The following is a 26718-nucleotide window of genomic DNA, read 5'->3' as shown; positions in this document are numbered from 1 at the left end:
GAGGAAGAAGGATGAGCAAATATCGGCAAGTGCAAGTTGGTTATTGGCAAGATGGGTTTGTTTTGGATCTAACCCCAGAAGAAAAGTATTTCTATATATATTTGATGACCAACAGCAAGGCATCGCAAATCGGTATTTACGAGCTGCCAAAACGAATCATCGAAACAGAAACCGGCTACAACCGTGAGACGGTAGAAAAACTACTACAGCGGTTCGTTGATTACGGAAAGATTGATTATAACGATGATACAAAAGAAATTATGCTTCTTAACTGGGCTCGACATAATTGGAATAACAGTCCGAAAGTAGTTGCTCGAGTGGAAGAGGAATTACGCTCAGTCAAACACGTTCCTTTCGCTTCAAATTATCTCGACATAGCAAATACAATAAAAGCAGATACTGTATCGATACAGTATCCATACAGTACAGATAGTCTATGCAAACAAGAGATAAGAGATAAAGAGAAAGATAAGGATAAAGATAAAGAAAAAGAACAACATCATCAAGGGCCAGATCCAAAACCGGTTGTTGCGGATGCTGGTAAAGCATTCCGTTTCTATGAACAAAACATCAGCCACTTAGTTCCCCATATTGCCGAACGAATTTCCATCATGATTGATGAATCATCTGAGGAGTTGGTTCATGAGGCATTGAAACGTTCGGTGGAAGCGAATGCGCGGAACAAGATGAATTATGCGGACACGATATTAAGAGCATGGAGCGATCAACGCATCACTACCTTGTCAGCGGTCTTAGCTGCCGATAAGGAAACCGAACGACGGAAGCGAGGGAACGCGAATGGAACCAATCGAAAAAATCATGGAGGACCTGACGACGAAGAATGGGACGGAATCTCACTCTGAGGGCGTTGTGTGTGAACACTGTGGCGATCTGGTCCCGCCGATGGAAGTCGAAGTTCTAGGCAGAACGCGCTGGGTACAGCCAGTGTGTAAATGCGAAGCTGATATTCGTAAAGAAGAAATCGTAAAATATCAGAACGTTCAACGCGAAAGGGAAGTTCGAGAGCTATTCTCCATCAGCGACCTGGGTGAACGCTTTCAGACATCCAGCTTCGAAAATTTCAAAATGCGAACCGGCGCCGAAAACGCAGAGAAGATATCCAGATACTACGCTGACAACTTTGACGAGTTCGGACTTGAGTCCATTCTGCTATGGGGCGTGTCGGGAAACGGAAAATCACACTTGGCCGCAGCCGTTCATAACAAACTCCACGCAAAAGGCAAAGTCGTTGTCTATATATCAATGCCGGATCTACTCAAAAAAATAAAGTCGACATTCGGACAAGGTAAGACCGAAAGTGAAGAACAAATTCTCAAAGCGCTCAACATCTGCGACTTGCTCATTATTGATGACATCGGTGCTGAGAAAACGAGCGAATGGGTGGAAGAAATCATCTTCCTGATCATCGACAATCGCTACCGACGCAACAAACCGATTATGGCCACTTCAAATTTGGAGCCAAAAGAGTTGTCCGGAAAAATCGGGAAGCGTGCATACGATCGAATGCTTGAAATCTCTCAACCAGTTGAAAACAAAGCGACAAGTTACCGCCGAGAATTGGCGAAGGGCCGCATGTCTAAATTTGACCACTTACTAAATTAACGAGGAGGACGAAGGGATGGAATACACAAAACACCGCCAGTATTTACTCAATCAACTGATTTTGGTGCTCGGGGCATGGAAAGCCCGGGGCCAGAACGATGAAAGTCTTGAGCAGGAGTTTATGAATCTCTTGAAGCAATTGCATCCGAACACGCAAACGGCTATCTCGATTTTGGAGAAGCACATGGAGATGGAAGTCGCAGCATAAAGGAGGAAGGGGAATGTCGGTACCGAGAATTTTGCATTATCCCGGCAGCAAGTGGAGTATGGCCGATTGGATTATTCACCACATGCCGGAGCATAAAACCTATTTAGAGCCATTCTTTGGATCCGGCGCAGTCTTCTTCAAAAAAGAGAAGTCAGGAATCGAAACCATTAATGACATGGACAGCAGCATAGTGAATTTGTTTAAAGTCATTCGCGATCATCCAGAAGAACTGGCCAGAAAAATTGAATGGACACCATTCTCCAGGGAAGAGTACTACGCTTCCTACGAATTTGAAACGGGGAATGAAATCGAAGATGCTCGCAGATTTTTGGTTCGGTGCTGGCAGGCAATTGGAGCAAAGACTAGCGATCGGACTGGATGGCGAAGCTTAATTTCTTCTAATGGACCAGATGTGGCTAAAGAATGGAGCAAGCTTCCTGAAAAGATACTGCAGGTAACGGACAGGCTGAAAGAAGCTCAAATTGAACATCAACCAGCTGTGAAGTTGATTGAACGATATAACCGCAGCAACGTGCTCATTTATGCAGATCCACCATACATCATTGAGACGAGAACGAAGCGCCATTACAAACACGAAATGGCGCTTGATGACCATATGGAATTATTGGAGGTATTGGATGCCCATCCAGGACCGGTGCTCTTATCCGGATATGCCCATCCGATATACGATGAAAGATTAAAGTATTGGCAGCGACAGACGCTCGATGTAGCAGCAGAAGCTGGTGCTCGCCGGCAGGAAGTTCTTTGGGTAAACGGAGTAGCTGCAAGTACAGGTTACTTCCAGGAATCGCTTTTTAATTAAAGGGGAGGCGAAGGGGATGAAACACAACGCGCACATTCACATGAAGAACTGGATCACCGAGTTGAGGGGCTACGGGATCCATAAGGGGCCAGGCGGCCAAGCATTGGAAGAGATGGACTATTACGATATTCGCTCGATGGTTGTGAAAGCACAGATGCAACGTAATCTCGAAGTCAAATCGAGCCCGTGGTTCCCATGAGCAAAGCCAAGTGGACGTTTCTATGGCGCTACGACCACGGACATATCGTAACCATCTACGAACCTTTGCGGCCTTCTGCTGTCAAAATATTACGCAAGAAGGGTTGGAAATTACTATGACGGAAGATGAAAAATATCAGACGGTGATTGAGGCGCTGCCGAAATGGCAGCCGTCTCGCACTGATCGCCGGTTCGGACTTACGTCCATCAAATCAATTGTGAAATGCACGTTGAAAGAGGCGCTGGAAATCAGAGACCGCCTTGCTTACGAAGATGCGATACCTACAAGGACTTGGAATGATTGAGGTCATTCAGTTCCTATGGGGAGCGTCGCTTGTTACTACGGCCATTGTGGGCATCTTGAGCATTATATTGGTGCCGGATAAAAAACTAGGTGAGCGATTGGAGGAAGTCGAATGATTGACGTTGTAGGCGCACCATTCCCGAACGTACTTCGGACGCCAGAATGCGAATATGAGCAGATCAAACAAAGGCTGTTGAAGAAAATCGAATGGCTGGAAGAAGAAAATGCTGCCTTAAAAAAAGAGAATCAAGCGAACATCCAGCGTGGGGATCAATGGCGTGACGAGAAGCTCGCGCAGCAGAAAGAATCGGACGAAATCATCAGTCATCTAAGAGAGGAAGTCCAGCGGCTAACAAATGCGCTGGAGCTTCACGCAGAGGACGAAAAACTGCTATTCGGGCTTAGTGGGAAATTATCGCAAGTTGGCGGGCGGCTTTAGTTGTGGCGCCGTTGACGGAAACACTAAAACAAAACTAGGAGGAAAGCCCATGAGAAAAAATTCAGTTTTACTGTCAGAACTTCCAAACGAAACGGAATTAAGTGTTGAAGAGTCAGGCTACACGATTACTGCTGGTGAACTTCGCCGCGACTTAGAAAGAGACGGAGACTTAGACCAAGCGAATGATAATTGGTGCACTATTCAGCGTAAACGGTGGAAGCCTAGTGCGGAGCGCATGGTCGTTGCCTACATCGAACAGGAATACGATGAAATGTACGAAGACTGGGACGACCGAGCGATGGAGTGCCTAAAAGATGAGCACTATCAAAGGATTCAGGAAGTCCTCGATGAAGCCTTTAAAGGTGACAGCGCAACAGAATACTGGAGCTACGAAAAGGACGTAATCATCGACACGGCAATCAAAGGTCAATGAGCCGTCCGATACAAAAGCGCAACAAATAGAAAGGTGTGAGGAGATGGAAGTCTCTGTTGGAATGAAATTTGGTTTTCTTGAAGTGGTAGCTTTGAAAAACGCCCACCACTTCGGAAACTCATGGATTTGCAGGTGCGTATGCGGAAAAGAATTCAAAATCTATGAAGCGAATCTTTTTGATCAAAAAAATAGGAGAGCCACAAAGAGTTGTGGTTGTAAAAAGAAATCACAAAACGGATCAACTGTAACTCAAAACGAACTGTACATGAAATGGTTCGATATGAAAAGGAGATGCTATCAGAAAACAAACGCCAGTAAGCAATACTATCAAACAAAAGGCGTTGAAGTTTGCGATGAATGGAAAGACGATTTTCAAGCATTTGCGGAATGGTCAATTGAAAATGGCTATAAAAAGGGATTATCTCTCGACCGCATCGATTCTGATGGCGATTACTCTCCTTCTAACTGCCGATGGACTACTGCAATGGTTCAGTCACAAAACAGAGGGGTGCACAAAAACAATACTTCGGGCGCGAAGGGTGTTTTTAAGAATTCAGGTGGCCGATACAAGGCGTATATCACTAGAGAATTAAAACGCTATAACTTAGGGGCTTATGACAGTTTTGCTGAAGCAGCCTATGTAAGAAAGCAAGCAGAGGATTATTACGAAGAGCATAAGACTCTTGAAACATTTAATCCTGAATGGAAACGACTACGAAAAAGTCGCAAAAATGAGGACGCAGAATGACCACAATCATATTTCTCGGCATCGCGCTCGGTTGCATCATGATGCTCAGCAGGTTACTTAAAACAAAAGGATGAAGGAGGAAATCGTATGTTGGGAATTTTAATCGGCGGCATGATGGTCGCGTTGGTCACAGGGATGTTGGCAGGGATGGAGATCCAGCAACTACGTCAGGAAGAAAAACGAGGTGAGGTTGAATGAAAAAGAAATCCATCATCCTCATTGCAGCTGTATCGGCCCTAGCACTCGCTGGGTGCCAGGAGCCAAACATCAAATACAACGGGCAGCTCATGCCAGTAAGCGAAGCCGAGGAGCGCATCGCAGACGAACTGGAAGTCGAGAATCCGGATTTGGACTTGGAAGTCATGATCAGCGAGGAATCTGATGATTAAGGGGAGTGTTCACGTGGGAATCAGCAATCTATTTGAGAAGCAACGGCAACTGGATGCAGAAATTACAGAAAAGCATCCGGCACAGCCGGGTGAAGATCGGTTGAAGAAAAAGATGCTGGCATTAGGCGTTGAGTTAGGCGAATGTGCAAACGAGCAGCGGTCGTGGAAGTTCTGGAGTACGGATCAGGAGCCGCGCACAGAAGTTCGAGAATCTATTATTGGCCATGAAGAAAATGGCGAAGTGTTCGGTAGCTATGAAATTAAAAATCCATTACTAGAAGAATTCGTCGATATCCTTCACTTCGTTTTATCGATCGGGAACGAAATGAATTTCACCGAGTATCACTTGCTCGGCAACTACTTCCAAGGGCAGCTTACTGACGGGGAACCCGATGTGACGGATGCATTCCTGATCGTCAATGAACAACTGGCGCTCTTGAGCAAGACTTACCGCATGCAAAGGAAGCATCATTCAGCACTGACCGTCTATTATGCACTGCTGCTGGAATCGTTCCTGGAGCTTGGAAATGTGCTTGGCTTCACGGAAGAACAAATCGTGGAAGCTTACGAGCAAAAGAATCAGATCAATTGGGAAAGACAAGCGCATGGCTACTGAGTACAAGCCAGGCGACAAGCTCTCATTCAACGGCGAAGTCCTGAAAGTCAAAAACGGAAGCCCGACCCTCATCTTGATTGATGGGGTCTGCTACCGGAAGGACGTCGCGGCCACGGAGAAAGAAAACAACCGGCACAATCTCACGGTTAAGCAGCGTACGCATCGGCTGCGGCAAATGGACCGGATTTAGGAAAGGAGCATAACGATGAACGAAGAAGATCGCCAAGGCATGATTACCACGCTGTCTGTGATGACTGGAAAGCCTGAAAGCTACTTTGAGGATATGGAAGAACGGAGGCTCGTTCAAGAGTATGATCGACTGCTGCAGATTAATTAAGGGGGAGTAGGAATGGATATTGTACATCAGTTTGAACAAATGCAAGCAGTTTTAAGAGACTTTTCTCCACTGCTATGGACTTACTACTTAGAACTGCAAGCGCAAGGATTCACTCAACAGCAAGCATTCGAATTGGTAAAGAATTATCAGAACACAACATTCGGAGCGAAACAATGAACCAAATCGCATTCGAAATAGTCGGACAACCAGTCGCCCAGGGTCGTCCCCGAGCCGGAAAAAGCTTCACGGGCAAAACGGTTCTCTACGATCCGGTGAAATCCCGGGACTTCAAACAATACGTAAAGCTCATCGCATCCCAGCACAAGCCACAGGAGCTTATTCGAGGCCCGATACACTTGGAGCTGACATTCTATCAGCCGACACCGAAGAAGTATCAGACGCGCCCGAAACAGGAGCTTATTGCCGCAGGGTTATTACTGCCGATTACAAAGCCCGATGTCGATAATCTAGCGAAGGGTGTGAAGGATGGACTGTCCAAGATTATTTGGCAGGATGATAGCCAAGTGGTCAGCATGACGGTGAAGAAACTATACAGCATGACGCCGAGGGTCGTTGTGCTGATTAATTACTAAGCGAAGAGTTAGAGGATGGAGGGGTCCAATGCGCTTGCAAGATGTTAAAATTTCGAAGACAGGAATGTTAGAATTGGATATAATGGAATTACCTAAAAGTTGTGTTCTCCTGATTTCTGAAGGAAAGGTGAAAATCGGTGAGCTTCCACCATTTGCTCAAACGACCATCAAGACACACGACGGGCAGGTGAAACGTGTGAATTTTGATGAGGGGGAAGAGTTCTGAGTATTTTAATTACAGTGGCGGGAAGCGTGGCAGGTGCAGTTTTAGGTTATTTAGCAAAATCGAAGTTAGAAAAGAAAGATAAAAAAAATATTGATAAAAGTAAGTCGATTAATGAAATTAAAAAAGCAGCTAACTTAATATCTGCTAAAGAGTTTAGTTTAATGAAGGACTTGACTTGGTATGAATATTACGGCAAGTCTCTTTATAAACTAGAGGAACTTTCAAGTCCTTGGCCAGAAAAAGACGAAGAACTCTATAATTTAGCGAAAACTAGAATAAGTGATAATTGTCAAGAGCTTATTAAGCTGGATGTTAAAATAGATGACGAAGATTTAGAGTATTTAGAAGACAAGATAAACTCTTACGTTTTTACTTGTAAAAACCTTAAAAGAATTATTGAATTGAAAGGTTTTGATCAAGATAAGGTAAGTTTAATAAAAATGGTAGAAAAAGAATTAGAAGACAAATACACAGATTTAATGTCTTCTATAAACTCTATTTATAAATAAGCCCCACTAGCCAACCGGGAGATATATTGCAGAATAACCGCTGTTTTGTGTCCTTTTTATATAATGTGACAAAATCTGGAGGCAAGGATTCTTGGGTTGGATATAATGGAATAACCGGGAAGCCATGTGCTTTTGATCTCTAATGGCAAGGCTAAACTCGGTGCGCTACCACCTCATGCAGAGAGACGCATCAAAACGCACGATGGTCAGGTTAGGCGTGTGAATTTTGATGAGGGGGAAAGAGTTTTGAATAATATTATTATAATTGCACCTTTGTTAACTTCATTGGTTGCACTTGGAACGCTTTGGAATGTTTCAAGACAAAGAATTATTTCAAATAGACCTGATATACACTTTAAGCCGAAAGATATAATTATCAAGTTTGATGAAAAAGATAAGTTGCCGTATGTAGAAAGTAAAAACGATGATTCTTTAGAATCTGCAATATTCAATATAGGTCTAGGTACAGCTAAAAATATAAAGGCTAAATGGGTAATTGATGAAAAAAACTTTGATAAGCTCAAAGAATTTGATGACAAGGATGAATATATATTTGAAAAAATCAGCGGTGGAGACCGTATGTTTTATAGTATAAAGAAAATTCGAAGTAATGAAGAAGCGATGGTAAGACTTTCTTACACGCATGATTTTGATTTTATATTACCTTATAAGACTAACGAAGAACCCGAAGAATTCTTAGAACCAAGTGCTTCAATTAGATATATTTATGGTATCTATTCGGAACTTCTTTTTAATCGATTAGAAGAAGGTCAAGATCTTGATTTAGAAGAGGATTTTAATTGTAGATTGGAAATAAGTTATCAAGATATAAGCGGAAAGAAGTATAACGACATTTTTAAAATGAAGCTTGAATATAAGCATTTAGGTTCTCATGGAGCTAACGCCTATTATCAACTAGTCAAAATCTGACACTAATAGTCCCACCAGCCAACTGGAGGACACATGACAGCATAACCGCTGTTTTGTGTCCTCTTTTTTTATTTCCAAAATCAGGGGAGGTTCTTCGATGAAAGTATGGGCAGACGAACTATTACACGAATACAGCATTCACAAAAAAGACCTGGAGCGACGTCGGGACCGATTGGATCGTAACGACTTTCATAGCAAACAGGACCTCACACAGATCAACAGCATGATTGAAAGCATGAACTTCTCGATGGAGTGGCTCGAGACCGGCAGACAGCCTGGGACATTCAAAGGCATTGACAAGAAGAGCATCTACCAGCACCAATCCTTCTCGAATATGGATTTCATCCCGGACATCACCGAGCAGCTAGAAGAAGGACCGAAACAATTGTATATGACGGCCGAAGAGAAGATTATATTGGCTGATATTTTTGCATCGTTATCGCTGCGTGAACGGCAGTGTTATATCTTGCATTACGCTGGTGGCATTAGCTGGGCAAAGATAGCTGAGGAAATCGGGGTAAGCAAAGGAACGGTTCAGGGTTACATCAAAAGAGCCCAAAAGAAAATCAATGAAAAGATTTCCTTGCCTTCCGATTGACTTCCGAATTCATCTGTAATGAAGGGGAGAATAAAAGAGGGGATGCACGGGCAACTGGCACATCCCTCCACAGCCCCACTACTAATTATGAGCAACAAAAAAACTCCCCCCTTTACAGGAGGAAGCCCGTTGTAAAGGCCGCCAACAATCTTATGATGGCTGGTGACACCTCGATGGTGATTGTTACCTTCACAACTAACACCCCCCATCTATCCAGGAAAACCTGAATCCAATGCCGGGTGTTCACAGCGTCGGACGCTAGAGAAGGGTGCTTAAAAAGATTATAGCATATGTAAATTTAGTAATGACGAGAATAAAAATAGCAATTAGCGCGAAAGTTGGTGATATATGGTGAGGTTTACAGCGAAGCAACAGATGTTCATCGATGAGTACCTGGTGGACCTAAACGGCACTCAGGCGGCGATTCGTGCAGGGTACAGTGAAAAAACAGCGAGGACTACAGCAGCAAAGTTGCTAGCAAAAGGAAACATCCGCGCGCGTATAGAGGAACTAAAGAAAACACGAGCTGATCGATTGGAGCTTGATGCTTATTGGGTGCTGAAACGCTTGATGGATATATCAGACCGAGCAATGCAGCAAGAACCTGTGATGGAATTTGATTATGTGGAACAGCGACTGGTTCCAACAGGTGAATACCAATTCGACAGCAGCGGCGCGAACAAAGCAACAGAACTGATCGGGAAGCATCTCGGCATGTTCAAGGAAACCGTGAAGCATGAAGGTGAATTGAATGTAACCTTCGTGGACGATATCGGTGGTGGAGACGATGGTTCGTAAGCTATCCGAATTCATCCCTACAGCGTTTCATCCGGTTTGGAAGGCTACGATGTCCAGCGACATTTTAAACATCGTCTGCAAGGGCGGGCGTGGTTCTGGGAAGTCTTCAGACATTGCGCACATTTTTGTGCAGCTGCTGATGCGTCTCCCGTTGAACGGTATCGGTATCCGGAAAGTCGACAACACGCTTGAGCTTTCCATCTTCGAACAGATCAAGTGGGCGATATCTGAGCAAGGCGTTTCCCATCTGTTCAAAGTCAACAAGTCTCCGATGCGGATTACGTATCTGCCGAGAGGCAATTACATGGTCTTTAAGGGTGCCCAGGAACCGGAACGCATCAAGTCCTTGAAGTCGGCAAACTTCCCCTTCGCGCTAGCTTGGGTGGAAGAACTGGCAGAGTTTAAAACTGAAGAAGAAGTCACGACCATCACCAACTCCTTACTACGTGGAGAATTGGCTGATGGCCTTTTTTATAAGTTCTTCTTCAGCTACAACCCACCGAAGCGCAGACAGTCATGGGTGAATAAGAAATACGAATCATCCTTCCAGCCGGCGAATACTTTTGTGCATCATTCCACGTATCACGACAATCCGTTCATCTCCAAGCAATTCATCGAAGAGGCATTGGCAGCCAAAGAGCGCAATCCTAAACGATATGAGTGGGAGTATGAAGGCAAGGCGGTCGGCTCGGGCGTGGTGCCATTCGATAACTTGCAAATCGAAGCTGGCTGCATCACAGACGATATGGCCAAAAGCTTCGACAACATTCGCAACGGACTCGATTACGGCTATGCATCAGATCCACTGGCATTTGTTCGTTGGCATTACGACAAGAAGCGCAATGGCATCTACGCAATCGACGAGCATTACGGCGTAAAAATCAGCAACCGCAAGCTGGCTGAATGGATTACCAAGCGTGGATATGCGCATGAGGAGATTTTCGCAGAGGTTGAGCCGAAGAGTAATGACGAAATGCGCTTAGAGCACGGCATACAGCGATTGAAGCAAGTGAAGAAGGGGCCGGACAGCGTAGAGTATGGCGAGAAATGGCTGGATGACCTTGATTTCATTTGCATTGATCCATTACGAACGCCGAACATCGCCAGGGAATTCGAGAACATCGATTACCAGACGGACCGCGACGGCAATCCAAAGCCACGCTTAGAAGACAAAGACAATCACACGATCGACAGCACGCGCTATGCATTTGAGCGAGATATGCGCAAGTCGTCACTAACATTCTTAACGTAAAGAGGTGAATACATGTATCCAAGCGACACGACACATACAGAAGAACTGAACGAAATTATCCGTCTGAACAAGCCAATGACGGAGGATATCGTGAAAGAAATGATTGAAGCGCATGAGTCTGCAGCTATTATCGAAGATGGCCATAGGTATTACATGGGCGAAAATGATATTCAGAATCGCATAATCAATACTTATGTGAACGACCGGCCGGTTGAAGATAAGGATGCAAAGAATAATAAAGTGTCATCCGGCTTTCATAAATTGCTGGTTGATCAGAAGGTTGCCTATCTCGCTGGCAAGCCGGTGACAGTTGGTTCTAAGGGTGACGATAACGAGTTGCTGGAGATGGTCACAGACACACTGTCTGATGACTTTGAGGACATCATTCCCGAGCTTATCAAGAACGTATCGAACAAAGGCCGCGAGTGGCTGCATCCGTATATCGATGAAGATGGACTGTTCGACTATATCCGCATCCCGAAAGAAGAAGTCATTCCGATCTATGACCGGTCGAAGCAAAAGAAACTGCTGTATATCATCCGTTTCTACGCGGTGGACGATACTACAACCAAAGTAGAAATGTGGGATAAGGAGCAAGTGACCTTTTACGAAATCATCGATGGCGATATCTTCTTTGACGTTTCAGAGGACATCAATCCAGCGTCCCATTTCTACTACAACGGTTCCGGTTACGGCTGGGGCGAGGTGCCGTTCATCGAGTTCATGAACAATGAAGAACGCGTCGGGGACTTGACGTTCTATAAGGGCTACATCGATGCATACGACCTTATTGTTTCCGACACCTTGAACACACTTGAAGACATGCAGTCGCTCATTTATATCCTGAGAGGCTATGAGGGCACAGACCTAAAAGGCTTCAACGCCAATCTCAAGCGCTTCAAGGCCATTAAGGTTAGCGGTGAAGATGGCAGCGGCGTTGATACCAAGCAATCGGAAGTGCCGGTGAATGCGGTCGACAGCCAATTGGATCGATACACCAAGAACATCTTTCACTTCGGCCAAGGCGCAGACGTCTCCATGGATAAGTTCGGCAATGCGCCGTCCGGGGTCGCCCTTCGGCAGTTGTTCCAGCTGCTGGACATGAAAGCGAGTGTCATGGAACGGAAGTTTACGAAGGGCCTCAAGCACTTTGCGTGGTTCCTGGTCGAATACATCAACATCACTGAGAAAAAGGACCACGACTATAAGGATCTGACGTTCACGTTCAACAAGTCGATGCTCACCAATGAGGCCGAGCAAATCGAGATGGGGCAGAATTCAGTTGGCAATGTCAGCAAACAAACCATTCTCGAAAACCATCCGTGGGTGAATGATGTCGAACTGGAGATGCAGCGACTGGAAGAAGAGGCCATACGTTTTGGCGAGTCGCTTCCTCCGCTGAATGAGGACGACGAGCTAAACGGTGGCACCAGTTCATCAAGCGCTCAAGAGCAAGCAGATGGAAATGACGAGTTTCCTTGTCCGGAGTGTAACGGTGACGGCAAGATAACGAGCCCGGCAACAGCCAAACAGATTCAGTGTCCTTCCTGTAAAGGAACGGGCGTGAGGAAGCGATGAACCAATTCGACATCGAGGATCTACTCGATAAGAAGCTGATGGAAGCTGAGGATGATTTAGAGCGCGTCTTTAACCGGCGCCTTAAGACCATCCTGGACCAACTATCCCGTATGTTTGAGAAATACGAGAAGGATGGCAAGCTCACATCGACTGAAATGGTGAAGTACAACCGATTCGACAAGGAAATGGCACGGATCACACAGATGCTAACGGATGACTATCGGCAGATTGTGAAGGATATGCGAGCCCTTCAGGAGACGCAGTACCTGGAGAAGTATTTGCTCTCAGCTTATTTGATTTCACAGGTGCAGCCACCAGCCGCGCAAGGATTCAGCTTACCCTCACCGGCAACGGTCAAGGAAGTGTTGCTAAATCCGATTGCTGAGCTCACCTTGCCAAAGATCTTGCAGCAACATCGAAACGAGACGGTGCGGAAAATCAATATCGAGCTCGCTCAGGGCATTCAAGCCGGCGAAAGCTATTGGGTTATGGCGAAGCGATTAAAGCGAGTCCTCGGCTTCTCAAGCAACAAAGCACGTACAGTCGCCAGGACAGAGGCAGGACGCGCCCGGAGCATTGCTGGAGAGAAAGTATTCGAAGAAGCATCAGCGTACAGCAAAGCGACCAAGGTGTGGACGTCATCACTCGATACCCGGGTGCGGAAATCCCACCGGAAACTCGATGGCCAGGATGCAGACAAGAACGGCGTCTTTCATTACAAATCGAATTACACGCTCGCTCCTCGCTTATGGGTCGGCATCGATGCGGCATCGCTCTCCATCAATTGCCGGTGTGTTGTGATTTACAAAATCAACGGGAAGCTGCCGGAATATCGTCGGGGTCGTGATTACATGGACGACCAGTATCAGCAGAAGCTCGCAGACCGCATTGAGCAGTATATGGCTGACGAGAGCATGACGTATAAGCAAGCCGTCAAGAAGACGACGAAAGAGCTGCAGCCGCCGAGCACGGTCATTCCGTTTGTGACGTATGAGGAATGGTATAAGGAGTTTGCGGCGTGAGGGGAGTGATTTCTCGTGGAACCTGTTTCATTAATGGCTTGGGAAACAGTCGAGTTTCCTTGGGGTGTCGCGGTTCGGCATCGCAAAGGAGTTTGGGAAACGTTGTTGTTCCCGGACGGCCAAGAGATGGATGTAAGGAAGATGAACGTCATTTTGCATGACAACGGCATTGAATTTGTAGAAGGAGAGTGAAAGCCATGCCAGTGACAGAAGAAGTGAAGTATCTCAAATCGATTGACGGCACGCTGAAGGATATTCTCAAGGAATTGAAACGGCAGGGGCGGGAGAATCGCGTAATTGAGATTGATGGGAAAGTCGTTGCTCAAGCAATTGCTCCTGACTTGGAAATGATGAACCGAGCTCAGAAAGCCATGAGAGGCTATCAGCCATCTTAATGCATCAGCAGCTTTGAAAGGGGTGATGGATTGTGCTTGACCCTAAGTCAAATTCGAGAAAGGTTTGGTGATCCATCATCTGCGAGCTATCGCTTAAATAGCAACCCTCGCCCTGCTGAATGGCGTTAAAAGGCAGAACTCAATCCTATCGTGTCGATCACGTTAAAAACGTACAGGAGGCTATTATGAAAGAATTACTCGAAAAGCTCGCGAAAGGCGAATCCACTGTTGATGAGGTTCTAACAGCAATTGAAGAATCCGATAAAGAGAAAGTGCCACGCTCTCGATTGAATGACAAAATCGCAGAAGTGAAGGACTTAGAGGGCCAATTGAAGGACCGCGACAAGCAACTGGACGACCTGAGCAAGACGGCGAAGGACAGCGCTGATCTAACCGCTGAAATCAATCGCTTGAAAGACGAAAACGCTACTCAAGCCACAGAATATCAAACCAAACTTCAGCAGCAAGCACTCGACGCTAAGTTAAACGAAGCGCTGCATGGAGCAAAGGCGAAGAATCCACGAGCTGTCAAAGCGCTCTTGGACGCTGAACAAATCAAACTGGATGGAGAAAAGCTTCTCGGTCTCGACGATCAACTGAGCGCACTCAAAGAGAGTGACGCTTATTTATTTGCCGAAGAAGAGACGCCAGCAGGACTCAAGGGCCGCAATCCGCACGTTCCGCCAGGCAGTGAAGTCCCATCCGGCCAGAAAAACCCGTGGAAGAAAGATTCATTCAATCTCACTGAGCAAGGTCGCCTGATGCGGGAAGATCCGACACTTGCACAAAAATTACAGGCGCAAGCCTAAGGAGGAAGATTAATCAATGGCAAAAACACTTATTTCGGACGTTATCGTCCCTGAAGTATTCAATCCATATGTAGTCAATCGCACCATGGAGCTCTCGGCTCTTTATCAGTCCGGTATTATCGCAACAAACGACGAATTGCAGGTATTAGCAAGCGGAGGCGGACGTACCCTGAATATGCCGTTTTGGAATGATCTTGACGGGGACGACGAAGTTCTGTCCGATACCGTCGCATTGACGCCGGATAAAATTGACGCTGGTCAAGATGTGGCTGTTAAATTGCTCCGTGGTAAAGCATGGGCGGCAAACGACTTGGCGGGAGACCTTGCAGGCTCTGATCCAATGGCAGCAATCGGTAACCGTGCAGCTGATTACTGGACACGCCGTATGCAAGCAGCAACAATCGCGACTTTAGGAGGTGTGTTCTCATCTGCTTCTATGGCAAATAACCAAATCGACTTCACAGAAGGCGGCACAAACACTGAAGCGAAGGCTGATGGCAAGACTATCATCGAAGGCTCTCAGCTTCTTGGTGATGCCCAGGGTGGCCTAACGGCTATCGTCGTTCACTCTCGCGTTTATTCTAACTTGAAAATCTTGCGTTTGTTGGAATACAAAGTGGATCCGGCTACAAATACAGAGTTTGCTACATTCGATGGCAAGCGTGTAATCGTAGACGATGGTGTTCCGGTCTCTGGCGGTCAGTACACATCTTACCTTTTCGGTCCAGGCGCTCTTGGATATGCTGACGGCACACCATCTGATGTTCAAACAGAAACAGACCGCGATAAATTGGCCGGGGATGACATCCTGATCAACCGCAAACACTTCATCTTGCACCCACGTGGCATTGCATTCACTTCAGCACAAGTTGCAGGTAAATCACCAAGCAATGCTGAATTGGCGACTGGCTCAAACTGGAATCGCGTATACGATCGAAAACAAATCCGAATCGTGAAAATGATTACGAACGGTTGATGATTTGGAGGGGCGATTCGCCTCTCTTTTTTATATTCGTGAGAGGAGGCAGGAAGAGTGGGAGCAACAACATTTCAACGTATGCGCCGTGAACAAGCGAAAACAAAGAACACGGAAATGAAAGACAATACGCAAAACGTGGAAATCCTAAAAGGGAAAACCCGCGTGGCAGACATTGAATCGAAGGAGGACGACAACGTGGCAAAATATTCAAAAGGTGCAGATCGCACACGTACACCTGTAGAGCCAAAGGCAGAAGAAGCTCAAGTGGAAACGAAAGAAACGGTGGCAGCAGAAGAAGCAGCTGATTATTCAACGTTCACTGAAGCAGAGCTTAAGAAAGTGAAGAACGATGACCTGAAGGTTTACCTGGACGCAAAAGGCGTAGAGTACAAATCTGACGCGGTTAAAGAGGACTACGTAAAAGCAATCCTCGGAGAGTAGGTGGACTGAATGGAAGTCGAATTCATTCCCGAGCAAGAAGATGTAAATGAAATCAAAGCGATCATGCAGATGCCCGAAAGCGACACTAGCAAAGATGCGTACATCAAAACGATGCTGCCTTTGTTCCTGGAATCAGTAATGGCGCACACGAATAATCAATTCAGCTATACGGCAGAAGGCAAGTTGCGAATCCCGGGCGGCGTGAAAATTTATCTGGCCAAGGCAATCGAACGGAACACCATGAAGACGGGGCTGAAATCCCGTTCAATGGGGACGGTTTCCTATTCTTACGATACGTCGGTACCGGAAGAACTGAAAGGTCACTTGGCGCCCTATCGGAAGGTGAAATGGGATGCATGAGGAATTTCCGCATCACATCGAGTTTCAGACTCTCGGCAAGGTTCCAGACGGCGGTGGTGGCTACAAAGAAGACTGGGTAACGGTCCTAGACTTCAATGGATTTCTTGATACACCGACCAGCCAAGAGCTATTCCAAGCGCAGCAGCTGAATTACACGCTGGATCGCAACCTGTTCTATCCGTATCGCACGGATGTAAAAGAGCAAATGCGCTGCCTCTATCGCTATGACAGCACCGTCGAGACATATGAGCTCGTATCAAAGCCGCAGGACCAAGGCGGCCAAAGAGAAATCATGAAGCTCATGCTCAAGCTGGTGCCGAATGGGTAGGGGGCGCGTGAAGATTGGCAATCGTAAATTGCAGTCGGCCGTTGCAGAGTTTGGCGATCAGATTCTGGAAGAAGTCCGGCGCATCGTTGTTGAAACGGCTCAGCTCATCCAATCAGAAGCCAAAGCACGCGCCCCGGTCGATAGCAGCAACTTGCGAGATTCTATTGAGATGGAGATCTTTGATGGCGGGTTAAAGGCGGTTGTCCGAGTGACGGCCGAATACGCCATTTACGTGGAGTATGGTACCGGCATTTATGCGGAAGGCCCCGGAGGCAGTCGTGCTAAGAAGATTCCCTGGTCTTATTTCAGTCCGAAGCTCGGGAAATGGGTAACGACTTCCGGTATGCCTGCACAACCCTATTGGAATCCAGCTGTTGACGCCGGAGAGCGTTATTTCCGCAGAGAAATGAGGAGGTTAGGCAAATGATTCAAACGAGCTTATGGCTGTTACAAAAGGCGATATTTCAACGCCTATCCAACGATGCTGCGGTTATGGCGATTGCAACTGGCGTTCATGACGCGGTAGAGGATGGGCTGGTGCATCCGTATATCACGATTGGCGCACCGACCACAGATCCACTCGCCACAAAGAATACGTTCAACGAAGAAGTCTCGGTGGTTATTCACGCTTGGTCCACGTATTCCGGAAAGAAAGAAGCGCAGGAAATGCTGAATACCATCATGCAAGCAATTGGCAAGGGGCTCTCAATCGAGGGCCCTTTTAAATTGGTTTCGGTGAGTTATCCGTCCCTTCAAGTCATCGATGACATTGATCCGCGGATTAAGCATGGACTGGCGAGCTTTACATTTACGATCAAAAACACATAAGGAGCGTGAACATTCATGCTAAGAGGAAAAGATCGAATTCTGATGTTTCAATCGGTTGATGCGGTACTGGGCGAGGACGCTGTAGTATTCGGCAATTCAACTGAACACACATGGAGCACAGAAAACGAATTGGTTGATGAACAAACAAAACAAGGCCGCGTTCTTGGGTATGGCGATAATTCCGAGTCAACCGATTGCACAGCCTATGTAGACACAAGTGATGCGGGACAAAACGTTATTGCCAATGCGATTCGTGATCATAAACAAATCAAGGTATGGGAAGTCGACTTGCCTTTGAATGCAGACGGAGAGCACAATGCTCGTTTTGCGTATGCATTGGTTGAGAGTATTGAAGAAGCTGCAGGAGAAGGATTTGTTGAGCTCTCTGGCACACTTCAAGTATTCGGGAAGTCTCAGCGCGGCACATTGCCAGCACTCCCGCCAGAGGTAATCGAGTTCGCACAATACGGATTCGAAACTCCTGGCCAAACAACGGGAGAATTTACAGGCGAAGAAGCACCAGTAACACCAGTAACACCAGCAACATAACCAAGAGGCAGGGATAACCTGCCTCTTTTTCTATACACAAATTTTGAATTTCATAGGAGGAATAGGAAATATGGCAATTCTTACAGTGAACGGAACGGACTTTGAAGGTAAATGCAATTTTAGATTCAGCAAATTGGCTGACAAAAAGTATTCGAAAAAGAAAGATGACGCTGATCCAGATAACGGCTTCGACACAGTCTTCAACGGCTTGATGCAGTTCGACAATGACGCACTTGTAGCTTTCTGGGATTGCGCACTGGACTATGATCCTAAAAACAAGCCGAAAGTTGCTGAAATCGAAGTAGCGCTCGAAGAACGATTCGAAGAAGACGGCGATACAGAGGCTGCCTTCAAAGAAGCATACGAGGCGATTGATGAATCGTCTTTTTTCAAGAAAAAAGTTCAGAAATACTGGAAAAATATCGAGCTCATGAAAGACTTTGGCAAGAACGACGAGGAGCGAGAGATGAACAAGAAGTCGTATCTCTTCATGCAAGAAGCGAAGAAAGAAATCGAGGCATAGACTACGACCAAATCTTAATCGATGCGGCTCAATATCTTGGCGTATACGATGCCGATCTAATCTTTTCCTGGACTCCTCGGGAATTCAAAAACTTTGTGAAGGGTGCTAGGTTGCGTGAAGTCGATAAGTATGAATTGCATGCAGCCAACGCTCTATTTACAGCAAGAGCTCAGAATAGCCGAAAGAAAGTCAGTCTTAAGGATTTATACGATGGTGACAAAGTTCGGAAGCAATTGCTTTCGGATGAAAATGGTAAAGAGAAAACATTTGATCCAACATTACACCGCAAGGCCGTAAAGTCCATGAGAAATTGGGGACGGCAGAAGGAGAAAGGAGAAGTCACATGAGCGAACGTTTTCAAGCCGATATAGGAGCAAACATCCGCGACTTTCAGCGAAAGCTCAAACAAGTGGATGCGCAAATTCGTAAATCGGCCAGTGGGGCTGATGTGCAAATCTCGGCTAATATCCGGAACTTTCTCGCCAAAGTCGCAGCGATTGACGCGAAGAAAAAAGAGATTCAAAAAGGCGACACCGAAGTCACCATTACTGCAGCGATTCAAGGTTTTATGCGTGGTGCAGCTCTAGTTAAAGCTCAAGCGCTCGCCTTAGGCAAGAAGCGCATTGTGATTCCAATTCGTGCAAGATTTGATAACTTCCGCAACGTGATGGGCAGCATCGCCAACTTCCAGCGAAACTTTGATGAAATTACAGGTTCAATGGGTCGTGGAGGTTTAATGCTACTGAGTCCTGCTATGGTGCCGGTTATCGCATCGACTGTCGGCCTGCTCGGTCAACTCGGCCCGATGCTCGGCACGATACTCGGATCAACCTTCGCACTCGCGACTTCATTCGGCGCAGCCGGAATTGGCGCGGCGGGATTTGCAGCAGTTGCAATACCAGCGCTCAAAGGTGTATTCGACAAAGCGAGTGAAATCACCGATTTAGAAATGAAAATAGCTGATGCAAAAGCAGCCGGTGATATTGAAAAAGCGAATGAACATCTTGCAGAAATGAATCGCATCTTCAAGGATATGAGTGGTCCACAGTTAGAGGCGCATTCCGCACTGCGTGACTTCCAGGAGACGTTCCGTAAGTTAGTGAAGGATATGGAGCCTGGCGTCTTAACGGCATTTAGCGGAGGGCTCACGGGTCTTACTGGCGTATTTAATTTGGCGCGTCCGATGATTGAGAATGTCGTGACGTCTGTGAACAACTTGATGGATTCATTCAATCGCAGTTTGGAAGCGCAAGACGTGAAAGACTTCTTCAGCTTCTTGGGAGACTTTGCAGGACCGGCACTCGAAACCATCACGCAAGCGGCTGGCAACTTCGTCATGGGTCTATTCAATATGATGGAGGCGTTTGGTCCGCTAGCCACAGAAACACAAAACAGCTTCTTGAAAATGTCCGAATCGTTCCGGCAATGGGCGGACGGATTAAGCGAAAGCGAGAAGTTCCAATCGTTTGTGAATTATGTGAGCGAGAACATGCCGAAAATCCGGTCGATTTTCAGTGATGCGATCCAAGGTATCATCAATACCTTTGCGGCGTTCGCGCCATCTTCAGCAACAATGATGACAGGATTGCAAGACTTGATGGAACGCTTTAAGAACTTCTCATCCACACTTAGCGAGAATCAAGGTTTCCAGAACTTTGTGGATTACGTCAAAACCAACGGTCCAGTCGTAGTATCGACCATCGGCAGCTTAATTACTTTCATCGTTAATTTGGGCATCGCTTTGGCGCCTATTGGAGCGAAGATGCTAGAAATGGTGAATACCTTCCTTCAGTGGTCTAACTCCATGCTGCAGGCGCATCCGTGGATAGGCAAGATTGCAGCCGGTGCATTCGTCTTAATTGCCGGTTTAGTGGCTATTGCTCCAGTAGCAATACTGATCAACTCTGTATTCAGCGGCCTTATCCTGATGATGGCAAAAGTCGTTGCGAAGTTGGCGGTTACAGCAGTGCTCTGGACAGCCAAATGGGCGCTCATGGGCGCTCAGGCGTTACTGCACGCAGCAAGAATGGCCGCAGCTTGGTTCATTGCGCTAGGTCCAGTCGGATGGATCACCGGAATTATCGTCGGTTTGGCGATTCTCGTGATTGCGAACTGGGACAAAATTTCTGCGTGGACATCCAAAACCTGGTCAGCCATTTCTAACTTTGTAGTCGGTGCTGTAACGGTTCTCATGAGCCTTATTAGCTCTCGCTTTCCGGCTCTGTATTCGATCATTTCCTCTTACATGACAATGGCGCAGTCGATAATTTCTGCGGTCTGGTCATTTATAAAGGGCACCTTCTCCAATACCCTAGCTTTTTTGAAGGCACTGGTGAAGGGCGACTTTTCCGGAATGCGCACAGCCATTCAAAATCAGATGGAGTTGGCAAAATCTACAATTCAGCGAATCTGGGATGCTGTGAAGGGCTATCTGACTACGTTGCTTGGCGTTTTGCTTGCTAAGTTCGGCGAAATGTTCGCCAAAATCGTTTCGAAAATCCGAGAGAAGATGGGCGAAGCAGTGCAAGAGGTAGCGAAATTTGTCGGCCAAATGCCTGGCAAAGTGCTTGAATTTGTGGGCGATATGGTCTCGGCGGGCGCTGATTTAGTAGGTGGCGTAATTTCCGGTATCAAGTCTAAGATCTCTGAAGGGCTGGGCGTTATCGGTGGATTGGCAACAAGTTTGATCAGTCGATTCAAGAAAGATACCGATACACACTCGCCTTCCCGTGCCTTTGCGAACGTAGCTAAGTGGTTCGCACCAGGTATTGTTCAGGGGATTAATAAGACCAGTGGACAGGCGTTCCGAGCCGTGACTGAGCTATCCAGCGGATTGAGCAATGCTTTTAGTCCTCAATTGGCGATGGCTGACATGCGCGCCTCTGCACAGCTCGACACATCGCTCAACCGAGCAGATATGGGAGTTGTGCGTAAGTCTTTCGCTGCGGAAATCGAACCGGTGGAAGTCTACCAAGGCGATACCGTGTTTAATATCAACGGGCGCGAATTTGCGCGCGCTACAGCGGACGACATGAAAGATGAAATGGATCGCAATTCATATCAACGGAATGCGACCAGCAGAAGAAGGGGGACAAATTAATGTGGATCACACGTGAAATGCGGGAGCACTTAGTTGTGTTCCCCATTTTTTTTAATGGAATTGATTTGTCTGAATACGTTATTCCGGGAATGGACGATGGCCGCGAGTTGTTGGATCGGTCAATCGAAATCTTGCAAGTACCCGGTCAGTACGGCGGTTATGTACAAGAGATCAAGTATCCCCCACGGAAAATCAATCAAGAAATCCTAATCGCTGCAGAATCCAAAGAAGAGCTGCAGAAGGTAATCGAACAGCTGAACAAGCTACTGAACACGAAAGAAGAAGTGCCCATCAAGTTTGGCGATGAGCTCGACCGTACATATTACGGCTTCTATGCCGGGGTGACGCCGAGCTACAAGAAAGAAGGATTTTACAAAGCGACGATCAGCTTTCTTTGTCCACGGCCATTTAAATTTTCTGAACCGGGGACATATCCAATTAAAGATGGTGTGGCTACTCTTTACAACAATGGCGCAGAAGAAACGCCACCCTATGTGAAAGTCTTGGTAAAAGAGCCTATTACGCACCTGGACGTCTTCAACGACCAGGAGTACAAGCGAATCGGCCGCCAGTTGGACGAATCAGATATGGCAGTGGATCCGGAAACAATCATCTTGAACGATCCGATGGCTTCCAAGGTCGGATGGACGGAGACAGATGCTTTTGTTGATGGAGGATTGAAAGGTGGTTCGATTGAAGCCAATGGCTATTCTTTCCGAGCAGTGTCTTTCGGTACTGGCGAGGACTGGCACGGGCCGGCTGAAAAGATGAGCTTGTCCGAACCTCTAGTTGATTTCCTTTTAGAAGTGAAGATTATCTTCAAGAATCCATCCATTAAAGCGAGAGGTAGGCTGGAATGGTATTTGCTTGATGACCAAGGGCAATTCGTGGGGAAATTGGCAATGAAGCGAATTGGCTCTGGAGCTTACGGGAACCGCGTTGAAATTCGTCTCGGTGATGCGTCGGGAGAATTCATCCTGTCATCTGCCGGTCAAAAAGGCATTGAATGGCGCGACTTCGAAGGCGTTCTTCGGATGGGGCGCATCGGAAACAAATGGGTCGGGTATGTGGCGCGAGTCGACAATGTGACCGGCCGGCATACTGCTCGTGCATCAGTTACTTACATCGATGCAGATTACAAGTTCACTCGCAATTTCTCCCAGCTACAGCTCCATTTCGGTCAATCAGGAACTACCGAGGTGACCGACATGTATGCCATGCATGCCAAAGTTGTGCGCATTAATCCGGAACCAGAAGGCGTGCCCTATATCGCCCGGCAAGATGATGTCATCGAGATGGATTTCGACACGGGGCTGATATTGATCAACGGAGAGCCGGTCGAAGTCGAAGAGGATTTCGGCGGTGATTTCTTCGATGTGCCGACCGGTCAATCCAATCTGCTATTCGAGCCAGCGGACAAACTGGACTTCACGCAATCGCACGTCGTATTGAGGGAGCGTAATTTCTAATGAAAAAACCAAAGAAAATATTGTTCTTTCACCAGAATACTGGCAAGTATCTCGGAACCTTAGATAACCGAGGAAATCGCCGGTTCTGGGGCGATGAGCATGTCCAGGATGCAGAAGATGGCACGAATTACTTTAACTTCTTCATGCCGAACAATATTCCTCTGGCTGAAAAGGTTGTAGGGCGCGTTCGTGTGCTCATTCCTCATGAAGATATTGGCTGGCAGGAGTTCATTGTTCATAGTGCCGAAGATGAAGGACCGAACCGAGAAGTGCGTACAAATGGTGCGGAAGTCGACTTGAATAAGTTGAAGATTGTCGAGCCGGACGAAGACAAGTCGCTCACAGCCTTTCAATATCTTGAGCTGGTGACAACCGGTACCAAGACATTCGAGCCAGGGATTGTTGAATTTAAAGGCAGCGAAATAATAGATCTCAGCCGTCCACGGGGTGGCTATGACTTTCTAGGTATGGTCGAGACGGCCTTTAACCTTAAAGTTCGCGTTAGAACCCAAACTAAAGGCGGGTGTATTACACGTCGTTTTATAGATCTACTGGAGCGCATTGGCGATGATCGGTCACTGACAGTCGAATATGGCAAGGACCTCGTCGGTTTTCGCAAGTTCGTCGACTCTTATGCAGTCGTGACATCGCTTTATTGCCAGACGCCTGAAAGGGAAGATGGTACGCGCCTATATACGACCGTGACACACGCCGAAGCCTTTCAAGAATGGAACTGGCAAGGCACACATCTGACGGCTATCTACGAGCCGGAGAGTGACAATCAGGAGATGACTGTCGAAGAGTTACGCGAATATGGAACTAAGGCGCTCAATAAGCTTGTCGCTTCTATCTTTGAATACGATGTCGAAGCTATTTCGCTCGAGCATTTGTTTCCGCATAAGAAAGTGCGGCTGGGTGACCGAATCAATGTGAAGAACAAAGATGTAAAGCCAGCTATTTATGCTCGGGCTCGGGTGCTTCGCATGATTCGCAGCATCAGCAATCCAGTCTCCAAACGATACATTATCGGAGAAATCCGTGAAAAGAGCGAAGAGGAAGTCCGCAAGGTGTTTCGCGAGCTTCAAGCTATATACAGCACCCGAATCATTAAGCAGCCGAATAAACCACCACTTCGAAAGAATGCAATCTGGATTCAAACCGATCCGGAAAACCCAAGTGGATTCGAGATTTCCCATACAGCCGATATGGAACTCGGTGATTGGGTGCGCACCACCGCGATCTATCCGTTTGAAATCGGCGCAGAACCTGAAATTCCTGAGGGCCCAACGCCACCGAATCCAGCGACCACGAAAAAGTGGGTAGATACGTCAGGCATTATTCCAGAGTTGAAGATGTGGGACGGAGCCGCTTGGACAGCGGTCAAAGGACCAAAAGGCGAGGACGGCTATACGCCTGTGAAGGGTACCGATTATTTTGATGGGAAAGATGGCCAAGACGGAAGCGACGGAACCTCATCCTTTATTTGGGTTCGCTATTCGCAAAATGAGGATGGCAGCGGAATGGTCGATGATCCGACAGGTGCTAAGTATATCGGTGTTTCAACCACTGAAATTGCAAGCGCGCCGTCAAACCCATCTGCCTATCAATGGTCATTGATTAAAGGCTCAGATGGCGTGCCTGGGGAACCGGGCGACGATGGCCGGACATCGTATCTCCATATCAAATACTCGAATGATGATGGCAGCACATTTACCACGAATTCAGGCGAAACAGTTGGCGAGTGGATTGGCACATATGTAGACTTCACGCAAGCTGATAGCGCTTCTCCTGCTGCGTATACGTGGAATAAGGTGAAAGGCGAGCGTGGGGAGCCCGGCGAAGACGGCTACACGCCAGTCAAAGGCGTTGACTATTTCGATGGTGTCGATGGTCAGAATGGCATTTCATCATATATGTGGGTGAAGTACTCCCAATATGCTGATGGCAGCTTCATGACGGACGATCCAACCGATGCAAGATACATCGGTGTAGCGACTACGCAAACGGCCTCTGCGCCGTCTGAGAAAAGCGCTTATCAATGGACTTTGATTCGAGGAAGCGATGGTATACCTGGAGAGCCTGGTGCTGACGGTAGCAGCTCATTCCTCCACATCAAGTATTCAAACGATGGCGGCTCAACGTTCACGGCCAACAATGGCGAAACAGCCGGAGAGTACATCGGGCAATACGTTGATTTCACTCAGCAAGACAGCTCCAATCCAGCTGACTACACATGGAATCGAGTGAAAGGCGAACAGGGCGAGCAAGGGCCGAATATCGTGGATTCAACGACTCAAATTGAACACGATGTCGTAAAGGCGAATCATATTGATGTTTCTAATCTTTCGGCCATTAAAGCGAACCTAGGCGAAGTAACGGCTGGGATTTTCCGAAATACCACAAGTTCGAACGTTATCAATATGGATACTGGCGTAATCAACTTCGGCAACGGGAAGTTTGTGGTGGATGACGGCGACGTCAGGTTCTCTGGCGTACTCAGCGGCGCAAGCGGTACGTTTAGCGGCGAAGTCAATGTTGGAGGATTGAACGATCTTGGAGAGGGTCAGCAAACCCTCATTTCAGGAGGGCGTTTTCATCAAGAAACAGCGAACAACGAACTGGAAATCGACGCACACGGTATTCGAATCCATTCCCTGAACAGCACAGCTGATGAACGTTACACATTTTGGAATAACAGTGGACTGGCTTTCAATAGTGTAGAAGCAGGCGTGCAGCACGGCGTCAATTATGGAGCGAATCTGGTAAATGGAATCACTTACGGTCGAATCTATTCAGATAATGAATTCACGATCGATACCGACGATCAAATTACTTTTGCTACGAATGGCGGAACAGATACATTCGAGTTCTCCAACGTCGAATCCTTCCGTCACGCGCTGATGAAGTTCGGAAAAGGCGCTCTGAAATCATTGAACGGATCTGTTGCGGGAGTTCAAGTACGAAACTCTGCAGACACGGCATTCATTCCGATTTCTGCATCGAATATCGAAGTTGCTTCCGACCGGAAATTCAAAAAGAATATCGAGAAATTCGAAGGAACGGCTTTATGGGATGTGTTGAACACACCAGCTCACGCATATCATCTGGTGCAACAAGAAGATAACGAACCAAAGGTCATCGGCTTGCTTGCGGATGAATCGCCCGAAGTCATGCGGATTCGTGACGAGACTGGCGATCGTATCAGCTTGTATGCACAGAACACGTTGCTGTGGAAAGCGATGCAGGAGCTATTTGAATTGCTCGTGGATACCAAAGCGGTGAACTTGAATAAGGTGAAGAAGAAAGGGTGAGG

The 26718-nt window shown here is 46.9% G+C and carries 38 protein-coding genes and 1 pseudogene; all 39 read left to right on the top strand.

Going from position 1 to position 26718, the window contains the following annotated elements; translation table 11 throughout:
* Positions 1–11: 11 nt before the first annotated feature.
* The 39 genes and pseudogenes from DFR62_RS01415 (at position 12) to DFR62_RS01250 (ending at position 26716) form a co-directional block, all read left to right on the top strand.
* A complete protein-coding gene (locus tag DFR62_RS01415; protein ID WP_121297707.1) occupies positions 12–863 on the top strand; it encodes a DnaD domain-containing protein in 852 nt (283 codons plus the stop codon).
* Positions 799–1623 (top strand): ATP-binding protein, encoded by an 825-nt coding sequence (locus tag DFR62_RS01410; protein WP_241663106.1) that lies wholly within the window; start codon positions 799–801, stop codon positions 1621–1623. Before DFR62_RS01415 ends, DFR62_RS01410 begins: the two co-directional genes overlap by 65 nt.
* Positions 1624–1639: 16 nt before the next feature.
* Positions 1640–1831: a hypothetical protein gene (locus tag DFR62_RS01405; RefSeq protein ID WP_121297706.1), complete on the top strand. Its 192-nt coding sequence runs from the start codon at positions 1640–1642 to the stop codon at positions 1829–1831.
* A 13-nt stretch (positions 1832–1844) separates the two neighbouring features.
* Complete coding sequence (locus DFR62_RS01400; protein WP_121297705.1) at positions 1845–2654, top strand: DNA adenine methylase; 810 nt, start codon at positions 1845–1847, stop codon at positions 2652–2654.
* Between the two features lie 16 nt (positions 2655–2670).
* Entirely contained in the window at positions 2671–2853 is a 183-nt protein-coding gene (locus DFR62_RS01395) for a hypothetical protein (RefSeq protein WP_121297704.1), read from the top strand.
* Positions 2854–3149: 296 nt separating this feature from the next.
* On the top strand, positions 3150–3272 hold the full coding sequence (locus tag DFR62_RS17555; protein WP_277751599.1) for a hypothetical protein: 123 nt from the start codon (positions 3150–3152) through the stop codon (positions 3270–3272).
* On the top strand, positions 3269–3595 hold the full coding sequence (locus tag DFR62_RS01385; protein ID WP_121297702.1) for a hypothetical protein: 327 nt from the start codon (positions 3269–3271) through the stop codon (positions 3593–3595). The genes DFR62_RS17555 and DFR62_RS01385 overlap by 4 nt, the downstream gene beginning before the upstream one ends.
* A 49-nt stretch (positions 3596–3644) precedes the next feature.
* Positions 3645–4028: a hypothetical protein gene (locus DFR62_RS01380; RefSeq protein WP_121297701.1), complete on the top strand. Its 384-nt coding sequence runs from the start codon at positions 3645–3647 to the stop codon at positions 4026–4028.
* Between the two features lie 43 nt (positions 4029–4071).
* On the top strand, positions 4072–4776 hold the full coding sequence (locus DFR62_RS01375; protein ID WP_121297700.1) for an AP2 domain-containing protein: 705 nt from the start codon (positions 4072–4074) through the stop codon (positions 4774–4776).
* A gap of 194 nt (positions 4777–4970) precedes the next feature.
* Positions 4971–5165 carry a hypothetical protein gene (locus DFR62_RS01370; RefSeq protein ID WP_121297699.1) on the top strand — a complete coding sequence of 65 codons (195 nt, stop codon included), beginning with the start codon at positions 4971–4973 and terminating at the stop codon, positions 5163–5165.
* 13 nt (positions 5166–5178) lie between these two features.
* Positions 5179–5781 carry a dUTP diphosphatase gene (locus DFR62_RS01365; RefSeq protein WP_158290811.1) on the top strand — a complete coding sequence of 201 codons (603 nt, stop codon included), beginning with the start codon at positions 5179–5181 and terminating at the stop codon, positions 5779–5781.
* Positions 5771–5971, top strand: a complete 201-nt coding sequence (locus DFR62_RS01360; RefSeq protein ID WP_121297697.1) for a hypothetical protein — start codon at positions 5771–5773, stop codon at positions 5969–5971. Before DFR62_RS01365 ends, DFR62_RS01360 begins: the two co-directional genes overlap by 11 nt.
* Positions 5972–5986: 15 nt before the next feature.
* The gene (locus tag DFR62_RS17550) at positions 5987–6118 is read left to right on the top strand and encodes a hypothetical protein (RefSeq protein ID WP_277751600.1); all 132 of its coding nucleotides are present in this window, start codon (positions 5987–5989) and stop codon (positions 6116–6118) included.
* A gap of 12 nt (positions 6119–6130) precedes the next feature.
* A complete protein-coding gene (locus DFR62_RS17310; RefSeq protein WP_158290812.1) occupies positions 6131–6295 on the top strand; it encodes a hypothetical protein in 165 nt (54 codons plus the stop codon).
* Positions 6292–6711 carry a RusA family crossover junction endodeoxyribonuclease gene (locus tag DFR62_RS01355; protein WP_121297696.1) on the top strand — a complete coding sequence of 140 codons (420 nt, stop codon included), beginning with the start codon at positions 6292–6294 and terminating at the stop codon, positions 6709–6711. The genes DFR62_RS17310 and DFR62_RS01355 overlap by 4 nt, the downstream gene beginning before the upstream one ends.
* Positions 6712–6739: 28 nt before the next feature.
* Positions 6740–6937 (top strand): XtrA/YqaO family protein, encoded by a 198-nt coding sequence (locus DFR62_RS01350; RefSeq protein WP_121297695.1) that lies wholly within the window; start codon positions 6740–6742, stop codon positions 6935–6937.
* Between the two features lie 26 nt (positions 6938–6963).
* Positions 6964–7446: a DUF4476 domain-containing protein gene (locus DFR62_RS01345; protein ID WP_135449469.1), complete on the top strand. Its 483-nt coding sequence runs from the start codon at positions 6964–6966 to the stop codon at positions 7444–7446.
* Positions 7447–7572: 126 nt separating this feature from the next.
* Positions 7573–7677, top strand: a pseudogene (locus DFR62_RS17545) (XtrA/YqaO family protein); the annotation flags it as partial.
* A gap of 15 nt (positions 7678–7692) precedes the next feature.
* Entirely contained in the window at positions 7693–8376 is a 684-nt protein-coding gene (locus DFR62_RS17305; RefSeq protein ID WP_244201649.1) for a hypothetical protein, read from the top strand.
* 55 nt (positions 8377–8431) lie between these two features.
* On the top strand, positions 8432–8974 hold the full coding sequence (locus tag DFR62_RS01340; protein WP_277751601.1) for a sigma-70 family RNA polymerase sigma factor: 543 nt from the start codon (positions 8432–8434) through the stop codon (positions 8972–8974).
* 348 nt (positions 8975–9322) lie between these two features.
* Positions 9323–9772 carry a terminase small subunit gene (locus DFR62_RS01335; protein WP_121297692.1) on the top strand — a complete coding sequence of 150 codons (450 nt, stop codon included), beginning with the start codon at positions 9323–9325 and terminating at the stop codon, positions 9770–9772.
* Complete coding sequence (locus tag DFR62_RS01330; protein ID WP_121297691.1) at positions 9762–11024, top strand: PBSX family phage terminase large subunit; 1263 nt, start codon at positions 9762–9764, stop codon at positions 11022–11024. Before DFR62_RS01335 ends, DFR62_RS01330 begins: the two co-directional genes overlap by 11 nt.
* A gap of 12 nt (positions 11025–11036) precedes the next feature.
* Complete coding sequence (locus DFR62_RS01325; protein ID WP_121297690.1) at positions 11037–12602, top strand: phage portal protein; 1566 nt, start codon at positions 11037–11039, stop codon at positions 12600–12602.
* Positions 12599–13624, top strand: coding sequence for a phage minor head protein (locus DFR62_RS01320; RefSeq protein ID WP_121297689.1), 1026 nt, complete (start codon positions 12599–12601; stop codon positions 13622–13624). The genes DFR62_RS01325 and DFR62_RS01320 overlap by 4 nt, the downstream gene beginning before the upstream one ends.
* Positions 13625–13639: 15 nt before the next feature.
* Complete coding sequence (locus DFR62_RS17300; RefSeq protein WP_158290813.1) at positions 13640–13816, top strand: hypothetical protein; 177 nt, start codon at positions 13640–13642, stop codon at positions 13814–13816.
* Between the two features lie 5 nt (positions 13817–13821).
* Positions 13822–14019: a hypothetical protein gene (locus tag DFR62_RS01315; protein WP_121297688.1), complete on the top strand. Its 198-nt coding sequence runs from the start codon at positions 13822–13824 to the stop codon at positions 14017–14019.
* A 185-nt stretch (positions 14020–14204) separates the two neighbouring features.
* The gene (locus DFR62_RS01310; protein WP_158290814.1) at positions 14205–14828 is read left to right on the top strand and encodes a phage scaffolding protein; all 624 of its coding nucleotides are present in this window, start codon (positions 14205–14207) and stop codon (positions 14826–14828) included.
* 175 nt (positions 14829–15003) lie between these two features.
* Entirely contained in the window at positions 15004–15804 is an 801-nt protein-coding gene (locus DFR62_RS01305) for a major capsid protein (RefSeq protein WP_208640405.1), read from the top strand.
* 57 nt (positions 15805–15861) lie between these two features.
* Positions 15862–16248 carry a hypothetical protein gene (locus DFR62_RS01300; protein WP_121297685.1) on the top strand — a complete coding sequence of 129 codons (387 nt, stop codon included), beginning with the start codon at positions 15862–15864 and terminating at the stop codon, positions 16246–16248.
* A 9-nt stretch (positions 16249–16257) separates the two neighbouring features.
* The gene (locus DFR62_RS01295) at positions 16258–16608 is read left to right on the top strand and encodes a phage head-tail connector protein (RefSeq protein WP_121297684.1); all 351 of its coding nucleotides are present in this window, start codon (positions 16258–16260) and stop codon (positions 16606–16608) included.
* Complete coding sequence (locus DFR62_RS01290) at positions 16601–16936, top strand: phage head closure protein (protein ID WP_121297683.1); 336 nt, start codon at positions 16601–16603, stop codon at positions 16934–16936. The genes DFR62_RS01295 and DFR62_RS01290 overlap by 8 nt, the downstream gene beginning before the upstream one ends.
* A complete protein-coding gene (locus DFR62_RS01285) occupies positions 16929–17363 on the top strand; it encodes an HK97-gp10 family putative phage morphogenesis protein (RefSeq protein ID WP_121297682.1) in 435 nt (144 codons plus the stop codon). Before DFR62_RS01290 ends, DFR62_RS01285 begins: the two co-directional genes overlap by 8 nt.
* Complete coding sequence (locus DFR62_RS01280) at positions 17360–17764, top strand: DUF3168 domain-containing protein (RefSeq protein ID WP_121297681.1); 405 nt, start codon at positions 17360–17362, stop codon at positions 17762–17764. Before DFR62_RS01285 ends, DFR62_RS01280 begins: the two co-directional genes overlap by 4 nt.
* 15 nt (positions 17765–17779) lie before the next feature.
* Positions 17780–18313: a phage major tail protein, TP901-1 family gene (locus DFR62_RS01275; RefSeq protein WP_121297680.1), complete on the top strand. Its 534-nt coding sequence runs from the start codon at positions 17780–17782 to the stop codon at positions 18311–18313.
* Between the two features lie 70 nt (positions 18314–18383).
* Positions 18384–18836: a tail assembly chaperone gene (locus DFR62_RS01270; RefSeq protein WP_121297679.1), complete on the top strand. Its 453-nt coding sequence runs from the start codon at positions 18384–18386 to the stop codon at positions 18834–18836.
* A gap of 110 nt (positions 18837–18946) precedes the next feature.
* Positions 18947–19183, top strand: coding sequence for a hypothetical protein (locus DFR62_RS01265; protein ID WP_121297678.1), 237 nt, complete (start codon positions 18947–18949; stop codon positions 19181–19183).
* The gene (locus DFR62_RS01260; RefSeq protein ID WP_121297677.1) at positions 19180–21936 is read left to right on the top strand and encodes a phage tail protein; all 2757 of its coding nucleotides are present in this window, start codon (positions 19180–19182) and stop codon (positions 21934–21936) included. Before DFR62_RS01265 ends, DFR62_RS01260 begins: the two co-directional genes overlap by 4 nt.
* Positions 21936–23405: a distal tail protein Dit gene (locus tag DFR62_RS01255; RefSeq protein ID WP_121297676.1), complete on the top strand. Its 1470-nt coding sequence runs from the start codon at positions 21936–21938 to the stop codon at positions 23403–23405. Before DFR62_RS01260 ends, DFR62_RS01255 begins: the two co-directional genes overlap by 1 nt.
* Positions 23405–26716: a phage tail spike protein gene (locus DFR62_RS01250; protein WP_121297675.1), complete on the top strand. Its 3312-nt coding sequence runs from the start codon at positions 23405–23407 to the stop codon at positions 26714–26716. The genes DFR62_RS01255 and DFR62_RS01250 overlap by 1 nt, the downstream gene beginning before the upstream one ends.
* Positions 26717–26718: the final 2 nt, after the last annotated feature.

The organism is Planococcus citreus (genome assembly GCF_003664125.1).
Taxonomy (GTDB): Bacteria; Bacillota; Bacilli; order Bacillales_A; family Planococcaceae; genus Planococcus; species Planococcus citreus.
This window is presented reverse-complemented; position numbering and strand designations above follow the sequence as displayed.

Excerpts from the sequence above, each read along its gene's own strand:
- DFR62_RS01415 (WP_121297707.1), top strand. The coding sequence starts at position 12 with ATGAGCAAATATCGGCAAGTGCAAGTTGGTTATTGGCAAGATGGGTTT.
- DFR62_RS01330 (WP_121297691.1), top strand. The coding sequence starts at position 9,762 with ATGGTTCGTAAGCTATCCGAATTCATCCCTACAGCGTTTCATCCGGTT.
- DFR62_RS01315 (WP_121297688.1), top strand. The coding sequence starts at position 13,822 with ATGCCAGTGACAGAAGAAGTGAAGTATCTCAAATCGATTGACGGCACG.
- DFR62_RS01310 (WP_158290814.1), top strand. The coding sequence starts at position 14,205 with ATGAAAGAATTACTCGAAAAGCTCGCGAAAGGCGAATCCACTGTTGAT.
- DFR62_RS01350 (WP_121297695.1), top strand. The coding sequence starts at position 6,740 with ATGCGCTTGCAAGATGTTAAAATTTCGAAGACAGGAATGTTAGAATTG.
- DFR62_RS01375 (WP_121297700.1), top strand. The coding sequence starts at position 4,072 with ATGGAAGTCTCTGTTGGAATGAAATTTGGTTTTCTTGAAGTGGTAGCT.
- DFR62_RS17310 (WP_158290812.1), top strand. The coding sequence starts at position 6,131 with ATGGATATTGTACATCAGTTTGAACAAATGCAAGCAGTTTTAAGAGAC.
- DFR62_RS01260 (WP_121297677.1), top strand. The coding sequence starts at position 19,180 with ATGAGCGAACGTTTTCAAGCCGATATAGGAGCAAACATCCGCGACTTT.
- DFR62_RS01370 (WP_121297699.1), top strand. The coding sequence starts at position 4,971 with ATGAAAAAGAAATCCATCATCCTCATTGCAGCTGTATCGGCCCTAGCA.
- DFR62_RS01280 (WP_121297681.1), top strand. The coding sequence starts at position 17,360 with ATGATTCAAACGAGCTTATGGCTGTTACAAAAGGCGATATTTCAACGC.
- DFR62_RS01305 (WP_208640405.1), top strand. The coding sequence starts at position 15,004 with ATGCCGTTTTGGAATGATCTTGACGGGGACGACGAAGTTCTGTCCGAT.
- DFR62_RS01290 (WP_121297683.1), top strand. The coding sequence starts at position 16,601 with ATGCATGAGGAATTTCCGCATCACATCGAGTTTCAGACTCTCGGCAAG.
- DFR62_RS01360 (WP_121297697.1), top strand. The coding sequence starts at position 5,771 with ATGGCTACTGAGTACAAGCCAGGCGACAAGCTCTCATTCAACGGCGAA.
- DFR62_RS01270 (WP_121297679.1), top strand. The coding sequence starts at position 18,384 with ATGGCAATTCTTACAGTGAACGGAACGGACTTTGAAGGTAAATGCAAT.
- DFR62_RS01380 (WP_121297701.1), top strand. The coding sequence starts at position 3,645 with ATGAGAAAAAATTCAGTTTTACTGTCAGAACTTCCAAACGAAACGGAA.
- DFR62_RS01285 (WP_121297682.1), top strand. The coding sequence starts at position 16,929 with ATGGGTAGGGGGCGCGTGAAGATTGGCAATCGTAAATTGCAGTCGGCC.
- DFR62_RS01385 (WP_121297702.1), top strand. The coding sequence starts at position 3,269 with ATGATTGACGTTGTAGGCGCACCATTCCCGAACGTACTTCGGACGCCA.
- DFR62_RS01355 (WP_121297696.1), top strand. The coding sequence starts at position 6,292 with ATGAACCAAATCGCATTCGAAATAGTCGGACAACCAGTCGCCCAGGGT.
- DFR62_RS01405 (WP_121297706.1), top strand. The coding sequence starts at position 1,640 with ATGGAATACACAAAACACCGCCAGTATTTACTCAATCAACTGATTTTG.
- DFR62_RS01275 (WP_121297680.1), top strand. The coding sequence starts at position 17,780 with ATGCTAAGAGGAAAAGATCGAATTCTGATGTTTCAATCGGTTGATGCG.
- DFR62_RS01395 (WP_121297704.1), top strand. The coding sequence starts at position 2,671 with ATGAAACACAACGCGCACATTCACATGAAGAACTGGATCACCGAGTTG.
- DFR62_RS01335 (WP_121297692.1), top strand. The coding sequence starts at position 9,323 with ATGGTGAGGTTTACAGCGAAGCAACAGATGTTCATCGATGAGTACCTG.
- DFR62_RS01325 (WP_121297690.1), top strand. The coding sequence starts at position 11,037 with ATGTATCCAAGCGACACGACACATACAGAAGAACTGAACGAAATTATC.
- DFR62_RS01410 (WP_241663106.1), top strand. The coding sequence starts at position 799 with ATGGAACCAATCGAAAAAATCATGGAGGACCTGACGACGAAGAATGGG.
- DFR62_RS01255 (WP_121297676.1), top strand. The coding sequence starts at position 21,936 with ATGTGGATCACACGTGAAATGCGGGAGCACTTAGTTGTGTTCCCCATT.
- DFR62_RS17555 (WP_277751599.1), top strand. The coding sequence starts at position 3,150 with ATGATTGAGGTCATTCAGTTCCTATGGGGAGCGTCGCTTGTTACTACG.
- DFR62_RS01250 (WP_121297675.1), top strand. The coding sequence starts at position 23,405 with ATGAAAAAACCAAAGAAAATATTGTTCTTTCACCAGAATACTGGCAAG.
- DFR62_RS17550 (WP_277751600.1), top strand. The coding sequence starts at position 5,987 with ATGAACGAAGAAGATCGCCAAGGCATGATTACCACGCTGTCTGTGATG.
- DFR62_RS01295 (WP_121297684.1), top strand. The coding sequence starts at position 16,258 with ATGGAAGTCGAATTCATTCCCGAGCAAGAAGATGTAAATGAAATCAAA.
- DFR62_RS01320 (WP_121297689.1), top strand. The coding sequence starts at position 12,599 with ATGAACCAATTCGACATCGAGGATCTACTCGATAAGAAGCTGATGGAA.
- DFR62_RS01400 (WP_121297705.1), top strand. The coding sequence starts at position 1,845 with ATGTCGGTACCGAGAATTTTGCATTATCCCGGCAGCAAGTGGAGTATG.